9 protein-coding genes and 1 pseudogene are annotated in these 16,167 nt (G+C 51.2%); all 10 read left to right on the top strand.

Features of this window, described 5'->3' with window-relative positions:
* Positions 1-2,103: amino acid adenylation domain-containing protein (locus tag D0T11_RS20380; RefSeq protein WP_147374760.1), on the top strand; the 2,103-nt coding region annotated here is incomplete at its 5' end.
* A 208-nt stretch (positions 2,104-2,311) separates the two neighbouring features.
* Positions 2,312-4,735, top strand: coding sequence for an outer membrane beta-barrel protein (locus D0T11_RS20375; protein ID WP_119657657.1), 2,424 nt, complete (start codon positions 2,312-2,314; stop codon positions 4,733-4,735).
* A gap of 302 nt (positions 4,736-5,037) precedes the next feature.
* Positions 5,038-6,372 carry an FAD-binding oxidoreductase gene (locus tag D0T11_RS20370; RefSeq protein WP_182888521.1) on the top strand — a complete coding sequence of 445 codons (1,335 nt, stop codon included), beginning with the start codon at positions 5,038-5,040 and terminating at the stop codon, positions 6,370-6,372.
* 160 nt (positions 6,373-6,532) lie between these two features.
* Positions 6,533-8,191 (top strand): cyclic peptide export ABC transporter, encoded by a 1,659-nt coding sequence (locus D0T11_RS20365; protein ID WP_119657655.1) that lies wholly within the window; start codon positions 6,533-6,535, stop codon positions 8,189-8,191.
* A 54-nt stretch (positions 8,192-8,245) separates the two neighbouring features.
* Positions 8,246-8,980 carry a thioesterase II family protein gene (locus D0T11_RS20360; RefSeq protein ID WP_147374759.1) on the top strand — a complete coding sequence of 245 codons (735 nt, stop codon included), beginning with the start codon at positions 8,246-8,248 and terminating at the stop codon, positions 8,978-8,980.
* A gap of 61 nt (positions 8,981-9,041) precedes the next feature.
* Positions 9,042-11,492, top strand: a complete 2,451-nt coding sequence (locus D0T11_RS20355; RefSeq protein WP_182888520.1) for a penicillin acylase family protein — start codon at positions 9,042-9,044, stop codon at positions 11,490-11,492.
* Positions 11,493-11,617: 125 nt separating this feature from the next.
* Positions 11,618-11,905: a hypothetical protein gene (locus D0T11_RS20350; protein WP_147374758.1), complete on the top strand. Its 288-nt coding sequence runs from the start codon at positions 11,618-11,620 to the stop codon at positions 11,903-11,905.
* 149 nt (positions 11,906-12,054) lie between these two features.
* Positions 12,055-13,671 carry an MBL fold metallo-hydrolase gene (locus D0T11_RS20345; protein WP_119657651.1) on the top strand — a complete coding sequence of 539 codons (1,617 nt, stop codon included), beginning with the start codon at positions 12,055-12,057 and terminating at the stop codon, positions 13,669-13,671.
* 301 nt (positions 13,672-13,972) lie between these two features.
* A complete protein-coding gene (locus D0T11_RS20340) occupies positions 13,973-14,689 on the top strand; it encodes a 4'-phosphopantetheinyl transferase family protein (protein WP_119657650.1) in 717 nt (238 codons plus the stop codon).
* Between the two features lie 66 nt (positions 14,690-14,755).
* Positions 14,756-15,589: pseudogene (locus D0T11_RS20335) on the top strand (IS5 family transposase).
* Positions 15,590-16,167: the final 578 nt, after the last annotated feature.

Raw genomic sequence — 16,167 nt, 5'->3', positions numbered from 1 at the left:
CTGGATGAGGCGGCGTTGACCGTTTTTGATGAGCAGGCCGGGCAGTACAGCGAGCAGAACCCCGTGCTGGTGAACCACGCCACCGATCTGGCCTACGTCATCTATACCTCCGGCTCCACCGGAAACCCCAAAGGATGCATGTTGCAGCATTCCTCGGTGTGCAACTTCCTGCACAGCATGAAGCTGGCCCCCGGCATTACGGAGGACGATATTGTGATGGCCGTAACGACAATTTCGTTTGACATAGCGGTAACAGAGATTTTCCTGCCGTTGGTAAATGGCGCGGCCGTACTGCTGGTTGAGCAGGAGGCGCAGCATGATCCATATCGTTTACAGGCCATAATCAACCAGCAGCACCCTACCATCGTGCAGGCTACCCCGAGTCTGTGGAATATGCTGATCAGCAGCGGCTGGGCCGGCAGTGCGCAGCTCAAGGCTTTGTGTGGGGGCGAGGCCCTGAGCAAAGAGCTGAGTTCGGAATTGTTGAAGCGCTGTGGTGAGCTGTGGAATATGTATGGTCCCACTGAAACCACAGTTTGGTCCCTGATTCAGCAAATAACTCCCCAAACTGGCCTTATCACCATCGGTAAGCCCATTGCCAATACCCAGGTGTACGTGTTGTCGGCCAGCGGGGAGTTGATGCCGTTGGGCATAATCGGTGAAATCTGTATCGGAGGGGCCGGCCTGGCAAGAGGATACCTGAATAAGGAGGAATTAACGGCTGAAAATTTTGTGGAGAATCCCTTCATAAAAGGTGAAAAACTGTACCGCACCGGTGACCTGGGCCGCTGGCTACCTGATGGTACTATCGAGTATGTGGGCCGCAAGGATTACCAAGTAAAGGTGCGCGGCTATCGCATCGAACTGGGCGAAATCGAAAGTGCTCTGAATAGCTATCCGGCCATTGTTGCCTGTGTGGCCGTAGCCACGCCAAATGCCAGCGGCGAGAAAGACTTGGTGGCCTATATCGTGAGCGGCCAGCCGGTTGCGGTGGCTGATGTGCGCAGCTGGCTGGCTGGCAGGCTGCCCGCCTACATGGTGCCGGGCTACTTCGTACAACTGCCCGAGCTGCCACTGACACCCAATGGTAAAACCGACCGGTCTAAATTGCCGGCGTATCACCACCATTCAGCCCAGCCGACCATAGTACATGTGCCGGCCCGAAATGTAGCGGAAGAGAAAATGGCTGCCATCTGGCAAAGTATCCTTGGTCAGGAGAATATTGGGATAACGGATAACTTCTTTGAGTTGGGAGGACACAGTCTGAAAGCGCTACGGCTGCTGCAGGCTATCAATAGCCGTGAGCCGGAATTGGGCATCCGAATTCAGGATATCTACAACCGTCCGACCATCGAAGCATTGCTACAGCAAAAAGCCGAAAGCTCCCGAATTATTAGGCTGAACAGGGATACGACTAGCGCGAACAATATATATTTAATTCCTCCTATATTGGGTAATTCTATTTTATATAAACAACTAGCGGATATGCTAAACGGGGAGTACAATTGTTATGGCCTGCAATACAGCGGTTTGGAGCAAGGTGAGCCTCTCTACTCCTCTGTGGAAACGGCGGCGCAGGAGCTGAGCCAACAAATCATCCAGCACCAGCAGCAGGACGACTTTGTGCTGCTGGCTTACTCCATGGGTGCTCCGATTGCCTTTGAAATGGTGAAAATATTGGAGTCGAAATTCAACTCAATCGACCTTGTACTTGTGGATAGCCAAGTGAACCAGCAGTCAGTAGATAAGACCGCTGAACCGCAGGAAATCCAATGGCTGCTCGACCAGTACAGGGCAATGTTGCCCGGCCACGATGCTGATGAAAAGCGACTGCACGGCTTTTTGGCCAACAATTACCGGATACTGCATAAGTATCAGCAGCAGGGCCGCATCAAAAGTCCGATCTGGGCTCTCGAAGCCCAGGACACGCCATTCCGTACCCAAATGGAAGAGTGGAGCGAATACACGGCCGGCGGTACAACACACAATTTCCTGGTGGGCAACCACTGGCAGGCACTGTCGGAGGCCAATCTGCCGCAGCTCCGCCAAGTATTGTTGGCCCTTGCGCCGCCTAAAGCTCAAGAGCAGCATGTTCCTGAATAAGGCGTAACGCCTCATCTCGCACGTCGACTATCAACAATATATTAGTGGGCAAAGAGGTTAGTCAATCTCTTCGCATGCTAGTAGTCAAGCACTTGGCTGCTGGTAGGCGAAGGGCAAGACTCTAAAAGTGTCAGGTCTGCCGCTTACCCCGAGCAGTGCTGGTGTTAGGCTTCTTACACTATAAATTCTTTCACCCAAGTCCTTCATTATGAAAAAAATATACATTCTTTTGCTATTCCTCCTGAGCGGAACTGCTTTGCAGGCTCAGACGCCAAATGACAAGACCATTAAGGGTTATCTGACTGATGAGAGATCCTCTGTGCCAGGGGCTACTATTTTGCTGAGAAGTACCGCCGACAGCAGCCTTTTCAAGGGCGAAACCAGCAATGAGCAGGGGGCTTTCCTGTTTGAGCAGATAAAAGAAGGAAGTTATTTTCTGGAGGTCAGAATGCTAGGATATGCGGTGTTGGTCAAGCCTAATATTCTTGTGCAGGCCGCCGATAGGTTGCTGGACGTGGGTATACTGCAGCTGTTGCCCTTGGCTCAGTCGCTCAAAGAGGTAGTCGTCACAGGCCAGAAACCTTTTATCGAAAGGGAAGCAGACCGTACCATCGTCAACATTGAAAACAGCCTAGTGCAGGCGGGCTCCTCGGTGATGGAAGTAATGGAAAAGCTGCCCGGCGTACAGGTGGGCCAGGATGGCTCCATCAGCATCAAAGGCCGGCAGGGGCTCATTGTATCCATTGATGGGCGGCCTACCATGCTCTCGGGGCAGGATCTGGCCAATATGTTCCGGGGAATGTCGTCTGCTAATGTGCAGAAAGTTGAGATTATCACGAATCCTTCTGCCAAGTATGATGCTGCCGGCAACACGGGCGTCATCAATATTGTCACGAAAAAAAACACTAAACAGGGTATCAACGGCACCGCGAACCTGGGTTACCGGCAGGGGCGCTACGCCAAGCTCAATAGCGGCATCGGGCTCAATGTGAAAGACAAATGGTACAACCTCTCCGTGAACTATGCCTACTCGCGCCGGAAAGACTTCAATGATCTGCGGCTGACCAGGAAATTCTTCGTACAGGGGGCGCTGGATACCACGTTTATAACCAATACAGATCAAACCTCGCTCTTTAACACCCATACGCCCCGCGTCGGCGTGGATTTATACCTGTCCAAGCGCACGACGGTGTCTGTGCTGGGGTCGGGCGTGATTAGCCTGCTGACTTCCCCGTCGGTTAGCCATACCACCATTCTAAATCGTAACAGCAAAGTTGGTAGTTACGATTTTACGAACGATGTGGAAGACAAGCTGCGTATTTATTCCGGTAATATGCAGTTGACGCATCAGTTCGATACTCTCGGCAAGGCCCTGACGGCGGAAATCGAGTACGTCGATTATACCAATACGTCAGACCAGGCTTTTCTTACTATCCTCAACGCGGAATATGGAACGCCCTTCGAGCGGAGCCGGCTGCGCGGCGACCAGAACGGCAAGTTTAAGATATACGTATCGAAGGCCGACTACACGCAGGCCCTGCCGGATTCGGCGACCCTGGAAGCCGGTTGGAAATCGAGCTACGTGTTGAACGACAACAACAACCAGTTTTTTGGGTATGTAGGTGGCAGTCAGGTCTTCGACGCGCTCAGAAGCAACCATTTTCTCTACTCGGAAAACATCAATGCCGCGTATGCGAATTTGAAGAAAGAGTACCGGCACTCCTCCTTCCAACTCGGGCTGCGCACCGAGCACACGGCCGCCCATGGTGAACAGCGGCTTTCCGGGCAGGAATTCCGTCGCAATTATATCCAACTGTTTCCATCCGCTTTCTACGAGTACCGCCTTAGCGAGAATCATAGCCTGAACGCCACGGCGGGCCGGCGTATCGACCGCCCAGCCTACCACCAGATGAATCCTTTTCGTAGTCTGATTGATGCCACGTCGTTTGCTCAGGGTAACCCCGAACTGCGCCCGCAGCTCACCTATAATACGGAGTTGACCTATTCCTTGCAAAACAGCTTTTTCGCCACGTTCGGATATAGCCTCACCCGGGGCGTAATCACCGAAACCCTGATTCTTAAGGGCGACTCAAAAACTACGGTTCTGATGCCCGTAAACCTAGACCGCCTGCACTACTACAGCCTGAACTTGGTGTACTCGAAGGTGCTTACGCCTTGGTGGACTACTAACTCCAGCCTACTAGGCTATTATGGACGCTATGCGGGCAATACCAATGGCTATAGCATCAACAACGGGCTGCCTTCCTTTCAGGTCAATTCTAACAACAGCTTACAGGTGATTGACGGGCTGTCGATGGAGATGAACGTGTTGTATACCCACCGCAGCCAGGAGGCTTTCACCGTCCTTAAACCCCAGTTTAATTTCAGCTTCGGCGTGCAGAAAAAAATTCTGAAAGATCGGGGCTCGTTGACGCTGAACGTGAACGATCTGTTCTGGACCTCATATCCGCGCGGTGTCACTACGTTTAAGGGTATGCAGGAAACCTGGTCGTCAGTTCGTGATACCCGCATAGTGAGCCTCAACTGCTCCTACCGCTTCGGAAGCGGCGAAGTGAAGAGGGTACGGCAGAGCACGGCTACCGAAGATGAAATGAGTCGAGGCGGCAAGTAGCGCCATTCCAATATATTTTCACAATATTTGTCGCATTATAAACCGCAGCAGCCCGCCAGGCTCTGTCGGTTCTCTAGTTGGGCAGAAATATTATAGTATAAGAGGTTCGCTGAATTTTGTAATTGCCTTCTGCTGAAGCATGCATTGTTTTCAAAACAACGAAAGGCTTGCCAGTAGGGAATGTGTCAGGAATAGTACGTTTATAAATCTCACGATCAGCCATGAGGGATTCTAGTCGCTCTGTCAGCTTTTGGCAGCAGGCTGTTGATTTGCTGTCCGATATCTGCGGGAGTACTCACGTTTTGACTGATACCGACATCCTGTATACCTACGGGCAGGATGAGACGCTGGGTCTCCATTTTGGTTTTGATATTCTAGTGAAGCCCGGTAATGCGGAGGAAGTGTCATCCATTGTTAAGATATGCAATGAGCTGCGGATTCCTATTACTCCCCGGGGTGGGGGCAGTGGCGTGACCGGTGGAGCGCTACCAATTAAAGGGGGCGTAGTCGTGTCGCTCGAGCGGCTGAATAGAATCATCCACATCGATGAACTCAGTAGCTATGTCATTGCCGAATCAGGCGTAGTGACGGCTGCGCTGTGCGAGCGGGTCGAGCAGCAAGGGTTGTACTTTCCGGTGCAGCCCAGCAGCAAAGCTTATTCCTTTATCGGGGGCAACGTGGCCGAAAATGCGGGTAGTATCCACTCGTGCCGGTATGGTACCACGGCACAATACGTGCTAAATCTGGAGGTGGTACTGCCTACCGGGGCCATTATCTGGACGGGAGCTAATGTACCGAAAAATGCCACCGGTCTGAACCTGACGCAGCTATTCGTGGGCAGTGAGGGCGTACTGGGTATCATCACCAAGGTTGTATACCGCCTGATTCGCCGGCCTGCGCACGAAGTGACGCTCTTGGCCGGGTTTACCACGATAGAGGACGCCTGTAAAGCCGTGCTGGCCATCAGGCAGTCGGGCTTTACTCCCGCAGCGGTAGAGATGGTAGGGCCGGAGGCGCTACGAATTACGGCGGCTTATCTGAGTGGTCCTCTGCCACTGGTAAAGCAGGGTATAGAAGCCCATTTGTTAGTTGGGCTGCAGGAGGATACTGAAAATGCGCTGCTGCACGCTATGGAAACGGTCGGCGGTGTGCTGGAAAAATACGCTGCTGAACCGATTTTGGTCGGTACTACCACACTGGAAAAGGAGCGTCTGTGGAAACTGCGCTTCAGTATTGGGGCCGCGTTGTCGAGCGGGGGAAGGACCTACCGGGATATTGATATTTCGATCCCCTTGTCGCTGCTTTATCCATACCTGGCTAAGGTAGAAGAAATAACGGCTCGCTACCAGTTGGCAGTAGCCTATTTCGGCCATGCTCTTGATGGCAACCTTCACACGATGGTAATGCTTGACCAAGATTTGGATACTGAGGCTGGCGCAAATGCTGCGCAGGCCGTGAACAGCATTTACGCCTATGCTATTGCCAATGGCGGCGCTATATCGGGCGAGCATGGTATCGGTATGCTGCAGAAGGAATTTATGAAAAATCAGTTCTCAGCAGACCATCTGGCTCTGGCCAAGAGCATCAAACACGTATTAGATCCTAATGATATATTGAATCCGGGTAAAATTTTTTAGGCACTGAATCAGCATCAGGCCACGGGTACCAACCTGTGTATAGCCGTGCAAATCAGAGACGTTCGCCAAAACCTGCCCTTCCTTTTCATCGTCCCTTTGTTCAATCTTTTCTCTCGAACGACATATAATTTAATAGAAACTCAATATTATACAAAACTGTATGAAACAACTATGGAAAATCATCCTGCTTCAAGTAGGGAAGTGGGGATTGCTAAAAAACGTATCCCTAGGACTCTTGTCGGGTCTTTGCAGCTTCCTGTTTATCAATTTGGTAACCCGGGTCGTTTCGCTGCTTACCGCGAACGAGCTGAAAACTATTAGTAAGGAATATATCCTGGCTTTCGCCTTCACTATCCTAGTGTATATCTGGGTGCGTCGCAGCTTAGCCCTCGCCATCATTCACTTGTCGCAAAGCCTGTTCTGGAAGCTTCGAAAACAGGTATTGTCTCTAGTGCTACAGGCCAATTACCAGCAGATGTCCGGCCTGAAGGTGAGAATCTCCTCGGTCTTGGTGAATGATGTGAACGTGCTGACCAACACTTCCTTGAGCTTGATTGAGTTTGTTACGGCTTCCATCGTTTCAACGGCCTGCCTGATCTACCTGATATCCCTTTCACCCGCGTTGTTCCTGATTACGTTGGGCATTGCCTTGCTCGGCGTTACGGTTTACCTAGTAGGCTCCGGAAAAAACAACCTGTATTTCGAGCAGTCCCGCTCCCTGGAAGATAGCTTTATAGATGAGCTAAATTCCGTACTGCATGGCTTCAAAGAAATTTATATGGAGCCCAAAAAAGGAAAGTATATTTTCGATCATAAGATCAACACCATTGCCCGTACCGCGTTTTCGAACAATACCGCCGCCTTTACTGGTTTTCTCAACAATCAGATAACCGGGCAGGTATTGTTCTATATTCTCATCTCGTCCGTGCTACTGTTCTTCAGTATTCAGTTGGGTATCAAGCCCGCAGCCACGGTCAACTACGTCTTTATCCTGCTTTATCTACTGGGATCCATCGAAACAATTATGGTTCTACTGCCCAATATCGTGCGGGCTAAGGTATCCAGTGGCCGGCTGATGGACCTGAAAAAGGAGCTGGAAGAAGCCAATTTCAGTAATCCAGTATCCGAAACGTATATGAGCAAGGAAGAATTTTGCGGGATCAGTGTTAACGAACTGGAATTTAACTATGCTGGCGCTTCGTCCCCATTCAGCATTGGTCCGATTAATTTCAGTATCGTAAAAGGCGAGACAGTCTTTATTTATGGCGGTAACGGTAGCGGTAAAACTACCTTTATACATTCTGTACTGGGCTTATGCAAGCCATCTTCCGGTGAAATAAAGCTGAATGATGTTAATATCGACGATAACAACTATCCCTTTTACAGAACGGTGTTCTCGGTTGTCTTCAACGACTTTTATCTGTTTGATGAGATACTGGTAGCTGATCATTTCGATTTGGATAAGTGGAACTACTTCCTGTATCTGTTTGAAATGGAAGAAATAGTACAGATTGACGGTCTGCGCTTCTCCACTACGGCTCTCTCCACCGGCCAGCGTAAACGCCTAGCGCTTATTGTGGCGTTGCTGGAAGAAAAGCCCGTGTTAGTAATTGATGAGTGGGCCGCCGACCAGGATCCGTACTTCAGGAAAAAATTTTATACCGAGATAATACCGATCCTGAAGAAGCAAGGAGTAACCATAATTGCTATTACCCACGATGATAGATACTATCGCTGTGCCGATAAATTATACAAAATGGAATACGGTATTCTGAGTGAGGAAGATGTGAATGTGAGCGAGGAAAAATTTATATCATAGTGGACAAATCGTACTTATGCTGCGTGAGTGGCATTCATTATCTACTTGGATAAGATGAAAAATCCCCAGTTATTTCTGTTGCATTTCGCGGGTGGCAGTTGCTACTCATTCCAGTTCTTGATTTCTGAATTACAGGGGTTTGAAGTATTTGCCTTAGAGCTGCCGGGAAGAGGTAAGAGAACCCAGGAGGCATTACTTACTGATTTTGATGCTGCTGCGCAGGATATTTTCGATCAGCTATTAGCAAAGCTTACCTCGCCTCACTTTGTACTGTATGGGCATAGCATGGGAGCTTACTTAGCCCTGCAAGTCTCCAGGATGCTAGAGAATGATAAGTTCTTTCCGGCGCATGTGTTCGTGAGCGGAAACGCCGGGCCTGGCGCAAGTGTCGCTACACAACGCTTCTTACTGGGGCGCAGCGATTTTGTAGATGAACTTCGGAAAATGGGAGGTGTCCCTGAGGAGTTGTTTGAAAACGACGAACTACTAGACTATTTTCTGCCTATAGTCCGAGCGGATTTTCAGATTGCGGAGCAAAACACCGTGGCCCAGAGTTGTGTAGTGCAGGCTCCCATCTACGCTATGATGGGTAGTGGGGAAGAGCAGGTCGCTAGCATTGCCAACTGGGGCCGCTTCACCACGGGAGGCTTCCAGCATTCTGTGCTGACGGGCGGCCATTTCTTCATTCATGATCACCCAGTAGCAATTGCAGCTATTCTTGATGACCAATATCGGCAGAGCGTCTTGAAGCGAGCGGCAGGACCTGTTTCAGCGGTTGCCGATACCTAGTATCGGGCGCTTCTATACTCAGCAGCCCTACAAATAGTGCAGCTAGTTGTTTTTTATGTATGTGCTTGAAATACAAAATAAAATGAAGTTCATAAACAGTTATTTCCTTTTCCCGCTGCTGGCATTAGTGCTTGTGGTTTTTGCTCTGTCGAACCAGATGTTTGGCGCGTTTCCTTTAGGAAAATTGATGCAGCCTTTCGTGGGTGCTGTTCAAAACAGCAACAATGAGCGCCTCAATGCAACCCGCTTTACCATCAGCGGGCAGGATCTTTCAGACTCGGTTACAATATTTTTCGACGAGCGCAAGGTGCCCCACATCTACGCTAAAAATACCCAGGACCTATACTACGCCCAAGGTTATGTAACGGCCTATCTGCGCTTGTGGCAAATGGATTTTCTCAGCTATGTGGCAGCGGGCCGGCTTTCGGAGGTTTTCGATAAAGAGGACTTTCTGGAAATAGACCGCAACCAGAAACGTCTTGGTATAGAAGAAGCGGCGAAAAAGTCGTTGACGATGATGGAAAAAGACCCCGAAACCAACCAAGTGCTGACAGCTTACACGAGAGGAGTAAACGCGTACATCGGCGAGCTGAATTACAAGACGATGCCCTTTGAATATAAGATGCTGGACTATTCGCCGGAACCTTGGACTAAGCTGAAAAGTGCGTTGATTCTGAAAAATATGGCCAATGCCCTCTCGGGCTATGGGGAAGACCTATTCATGTCAAAAATATTCCTGGCATTGGGTAAGGAAAAATTTGGACAGTTATATCCCGAATTTCATTCTCACATGTCGCCTATGATGAGTGCTACGGCGGTAGGGCCACCGCAAAACGCTTGGCCGGCTCATAATCCGGGCTACCTGACGTATTCTTTTCTGTCGGCAAATTCCTTGGTTGCCAAGAGCGCTTACAACCCCAAGCTAGGCAGCAACAGTTGGGCGGTATCCGGCAAAAAGACCAAATCGGGCTTTCCTATTCTGGCCAGTGACCCTCACCTAGGCCTGTCATTGCCGGCTATATGGGTCGAAATGCAATTGTCGGCACCGGGCATGAACGTCTACGGCGTTTCCCTGCCGGGTACCCCAGCAGTAATTATCGGGTTCAATGAAAAAATTGCTTGGGGAATAACCAATGGCGCTGATGATGTAAAGGACTGGTACCGCCTGAAGATATCCGACGATTATAAAAAGTACGAACTGGACGGGCAGTGGATTGATCTGAAATTCAGAGTTGAGCAAATAAAGCGTCGGGGACACGCCCCGTTTCTCGACACGGTATACAGTACGGTTCACGGGCCGGTAGTAAACGACAAAAAATTTAATGGCAGCAATGCCGATCTGGTCAATTGCGCACTAAAATGGGAGCTGCACCAGCCCTCGAACGAGTTTCTGGCGTTTATCAAGCTCAATAAGGCTGGTAATTACCCGGAGTTCGAGAATGCCATCCGCAACTACCGGTGCCCGGTGCAGAACTTCACTTTCATAGCCAAGGATAATACCATTGCAGTAGACCACCAGGGAAGTGTAGCAGTGAAGTGGTATGGACAGGGTAAGTTTATTCTTGATGGCACCCAGCGTAAGCATATTTACACGAAGTATATAAAAGACGATAGTTTGCCCAAAGTCCATAATCCAGTCAGCAATTATGTGCTTTCCGCGAATCAACATCCTACCAGCCCGAGCTTTCCTTATTACTACAACGGCTATTTCAGTGAAACCAGGGCCAACCGGATTCACCAGCTGCTACAGCAGGGAAATTCGTTTGACATTGCCGACATGGAAGCAATGCAGTTAGATAATGTCAATTTTTTCGCCGAATTAGTCATGCCGTTACTGCTGCAACATACCGACCAAGCCCGGCTCACGGCAAACCAGCGGCAACTGCTAGCCGGTATCAGTACTTGGAAGGGAGCCTATGATGTCGGTGACCAGCAGGCCCTGTTGTACGAATTATGGTGGAAGCAGGTACGCGACTATACTTGGGACGAGCTGGCGCAGTACTCCTTCTTTATGCGGCCACCGGAGGATTATGTGCTGCTAGACCTCATCAAGCAGGAGCCAAACAGCCAATATTTTGATAAAATAGGAACCTCAAAAAAGGAATCCGCCATCGATATCATCACGCAGGCATTTGTCGTGGCCACCCGGGAATATACCAAATATCGCAAAGAAGGTATAAAAAGCTGGGCCGATTTTAATAAGGTGAATGTGATGCACATGACCAATATTCCGGCGTTCAGTAAGATGGATCTTGCCTCGGCCGGCAACCCCGAAGCACTGAACGCAATATCAGCTGAGTGGGGGCCATCGTGGCGGATGGTGGTGGAGCTTGGCGACCGGCCCAAAGCATATGGAATTTATCCCGGGGGCCAGTCTGGAAACATCGGCAGCCCGAACTACGATAATTTTGTGGGCGATTGGCAAAAGGGTAAATATTATCCCCTGCACCTGTTTCTAAACCAGCAGGAAGCTGAGCAGAATACCAACAGTACTTGGACGCTTAAGAAGTAGTTTTTGTTAAATTCGCTGATACAGTCGTTATGGAAAACACGAATAATCTAAAGGCTCTCACTATTAGTCTGCTACTATTGCTGCTTACGCACCAACTAGATGTGTTACCCTGGTGGGGATTTATAATGCCCTTATTTCTGTTTGGAGTAGTTATCAACTATTTGGAGTGGCGTGTAGCCAGTTTTTTTGTCGGATTTGTAGCGGGCTTTATTGTGTGGACTGGTGCTAACGTATACTATGATATTCAGTACGATGGATTGGTACTTCAAAAAGTAGCGTTGTTATTCTCGCTGCCTAAATTCGTCGTTTTCCTGATTGCGGGAATGCTTGGCGGGTTACTCTCTGGCTTGGCCCTATATTCCGGCAAAGGCCTCTTTTCCTACCAGTCTGCCAGCCCCGTGCTCGAAGACTAAATTATGCCCCATTGCGGCGTTGTATCGATTCTGTCCACCGGAATTTTGTGCGACTACGCACCTACCGCCGACTTGTTTCAGCCGCTTTGCGGGCTGATTTAGAATGCTTCGAATAAACCTTATTCCCAATTCTTAAAACCAACAGTGACATGCAACAAGAACTGTATCACCTCAAGCCAAACGTTATTATCGGGCCACTGGTCGACAGATGGTATGCCTGGACGCACCTGATTTCGCCCGCCACGGCTGCTATGAACGTAGTCGGGCGGCATTTGAAAATCATGAACTCGTACCTGCAGGCCCCGCAGATACACGCGGCCGCCGTGCGCAACCCCAAAATGCTGGGTGGCCCGTTTATGGACTACGGTGGCAAGCGGGTAGAGGAAGTGAAGCAACTGAAGCAGGACATCATTAAGAACCAGGCAAATGCCATTGAATTTGCCCAAGCCGTAACCGAGCTGGATAAGATGCTCAAAACCCAGGCGAAAGGCTATTCCTTGGAAGGCTTCTACGACAAGGTGCCGGAAATTCTCAAAGGCTACGTGGAACTGGTGTACGACTTGAATAATAATCCTTCGTACCGCTTTTTCGAGTCGCTGCTCTACAAGAGCGAGTTCTACGCCAAAAGCTCCCAGAGCATTGCCTTGTGGATGACCAACAACGATGAGCGGCCCTTCTGCCTGAGCACGCCGCAGTTGGATGACCCAGAAGTGGTGCACCTGGATATTGCCTTCGACCACCCGGGTATTGATGTGCTGAGCCGCATGAAGCGTGAAGCCGGCTCCATTGATGAGGTGGCCGAGCTACTGGGCGTGCAGCCCAAAGACAGGGAACTGTTCGATACTTTCTTCACCAAGAAAGAACATCCTAAGTATGAGAAATATACCGGCTCTAAAGCGCGGATGCGCTACCTAGGTCATGCCTGCATCCTGATCGAGACGAAGGATGTAAGCATCTTGGTAGATCCGCTGATCAGCTACTACGGTTATGAATCGAGCGTGGAGCATTTTTCCGATTTCGATCTGCCCGACGTGATTGACTATGTGCTCATCACCCACAACCACCAGGATCATATTGTGTTCGAGACCCTGCTGCCGTTGCGCCATAAGATCCGGCACCTGATTGTGCCGGCCACCAATAGCGGGGCGCTGCAAGACCCGAGCCTGAAGCTATGCTTCGAGAATATCGGCTTCAAAAACGTGCTGGAAATCGACGAGCTCCAGGAAATTAAATTCGAGAACTGCACCGTTACCGGACTGCCGTTTACCGGTGAGCATAGCGATTTAAATATCCGTGCCAAAATCTGCTTCCATGTCGCCATCAATAAGTTCAGCTTCCTCTTCGTGGCCGACTCCCGCGTGATGGAGCCTCGACTCTACAAGCATGTTCAGCGCATTATCGGGGATGTTGACGTGCTGTTCCTGGGCATGGAGTGTGACGGGGCACCGCTATCTTGGCTATATGGGCCGCTGCTGACTGAAGATATGCCGCGCGATAACGACCAGTCGCGAAGACTGGCCGGCTCTGACTTCGAGAAGGGTATGCATCTGATCGATATTTTTCACCCCAAGGAGGCCTACGTATACGCTATGGGCCAAGAGCCATGGTTGGAATTTATCAGCAGCATCCGGTATGCCGCCGATTCTAAGCCTATCATGCAATCCAATATGCTGGTGGAAGAATGTGCCAAGCGTAATATCATCACCGAAAGGCTGTTTGGCGAGAAGGAACTGCTCTACGACTACGAGATGATGCTGCTCAGCTAAGTGACTGTTGTTACGCACCGCCTTGGCGGATCGCTTGGAAAGGGCCTTTTCAGAAGAAGCTGAAGTGATTTTCTGAAGCACAGACGCAATCGGTGCGTAACAGCAGTAAGTAATAACCAGAAATACGCGCATTGCCGGTGCTTTAGGTACTGAAAGTGACAAGGTCTCCAGCCTCAACGCCGTGCGGCCCGCATGGCCTGCGGCTGTGGGGCCTTGTTGCTTTTTATATCAGGCCGCGCCGTCGGAAGGTGAGACCGTATCGGATCGTGTCTTTTTATATCATGTAGCATGGCCTTGAATTATGGAGCGACCAAAGCCCATTGTGTATCTAACCTTTATAAGGCTGCCGGATGAGCTGCCACAGGCGGTGTTTACCAAATATTTAGCTACGGTCCCAGTCAGTATTCAAGGGGAGAATGCCCGCTACCAGCGGTGGCAGGACAAGCAAGCACATCTGTTTGGTAAGCTGATCGTGCGTCATGCACTACACACGCTTGGCTTCGCGGGCGATGCTCTTAGCCGGATTGTCCGTAGCCCGAATGGCCGACCGCACTTGGTCGGTAATACAGATTTTAATCTGACTCACTCGGGGAAATACATACTGTGCGCCTCGGGCAACGAGCTACGATTAGGGGTAGATATCGAAGAAATCAGACCGATTGACTTTACTCATTTCGACGATGTCATGACGCCGGAGCAATGGCAGGAAATCAACCAGTCGCAGTGCCCTCTACAACAGTTCTATGCGCTTTGGACGGTAAAAGAAAGCGTGATAAAAGCAGATAGCCGGGGACTGACGATTCCGTTGAAAAGTATTGTGCCCGACAAAGGCTGGGTCGAGTTGGACGGCAAAGCCTGGTATCTGCGCCCACTCCGTCTGGATGATCAGTATGCCGGCTGTTTGGCCGTTGATATGGAAGAATATGACCTGGTATTAGAAGAGCTAACGATTCCTGTATTAGCGGTTCTCGGGCGTATGCCTGCTCTCGTCAGCTCAACGTCCCAGCAGACTGGTTAGAATGATAATTATTTGGGAGCTAAGTGCCTGGCCGGATAGGAGTTGAAGAAATGGTGCTTCAGGAGCATGGCTACGATCCAAGAGTTCACGATTTCCGACACGCTCTGGGCGCGTCTGTCCCCGCTGCTGCCGGTGCACATGCCCACACCCCATCCGCTGGGCCGCCACCGTCAGCGTATCCCGGATCGGCAAGTGTTGAACGGTAGTTTCTTTGTGCTGCGTACGGGCTGCTAATGGAAAGCGCTGAGCGCCAACGGTATTTGCTCGTCAAGCACGGCCCACAGTCGATTTCAGCAGTGGGTCGAGGCCGGCGTGTTTGCCCGCCTCTGGAACGAGGCCTTGCAGGACTACGAGGACTTGATTGGCCTCGACTTCGACTGGCTCGCCCTCGACGGTTCGCTGCACAAAGTGCCGTTGGGCGGGGAAAAAAACCGGTCCCAACCCCACGGACCGCGCCAAAGGAGGCGTCAAACGCAGTCTGCTGACGAAGGCTCGCGGCATGCCTATAGGCTTAGTGCTGGAGGGGGCCAACCGGCACGATATGAAGTTGATGGAAAGCACCTTGACTAGTCTGCCGCCGGCAGCGGAGGCGGCCCGGCAGGCCCATTTGGCGGCGGGCGGTGAGCAGGAACTGTGTCTGGATGCGGGCTACGATTATGCCCAGGTGCGCGAAATCGTGGCTGCGCATGGTTATACGGCCCACATCCGGCCGCAGGGTGAGGAGGCGCAGGCCAAAAGAAAAGTCAGAAAGCCCGCTGCTGGGTGGTGGAGCGCGCCCACTCCTGGATCAACCGCTTCCGGCATTAGCTGATTCGCTGGGCCAAAAAACCGGAGAACTACCTGGCCATGCTCCGTTTTGCCTGTGCCCGGATCACGTGGTACAAGTGTCTTTTCGGCTGATGCTCTTTCCCTATTCGGATAGCCTCTAAGCCCCTCATTTGATTGATAGTTATACATAACGCTGTTGCCTATCCAGCACCATACTCAGTAGGGCCAACGATACCGCTAGTCGGATCATGACAAAAGCATATAATATAGCGACCCGGCCGCCGCCGGGTATAGGACACCGCCAGAGCGGCCACCAACCACATGCCGGCACGTTGTGGTGGGCTGTTCTCCCAGAAACCGCTCCCAACTTGGTTGAGGCAGCAGTGCGGTCGGGCCTGGCCGCCACGAAGGTACGCAAACGGGGGCGGCACAACCGGAACCCCCGCCCAGGCCGGCCTAGCTCGTGGGTGGGGAGCCGCAACCCGTTGCCGGGTTCACGCCCAAAAAAAGCGGGTCCCGGATGCCTGGKGCATCCGGGACCCGCGTGCCGGTTTGGGGGCGCGGGGGCGCGCGGTGGCTAGTGGTTGACCTGGATCTGGTAGCGCGCGGTTTTTTGCCCGCGTCGGCTGTGCAGAAAATACAACCCCGCCGGCCAGGCGTGGGTATCAATTTTCAGCACCTGCCCGCCGTGGGTCGGGCCTTCGTACATG

Origin of the sequence: Hymenobacter rubripertinctus (assembly GCF_003583925.1) — a bacterium.
GTDB lineage: Bacteria > Bacteroidota > Bacteroidia > Cytophagales > Hymenobacteraceae > Hymenobacter > Hymenobacter rubripertinctus.
The sequence above is the reverse complement of the archived record's forward strand: the minus strand, read 5'-3'. Positions and strand labels throughout refer to the sequence as shown.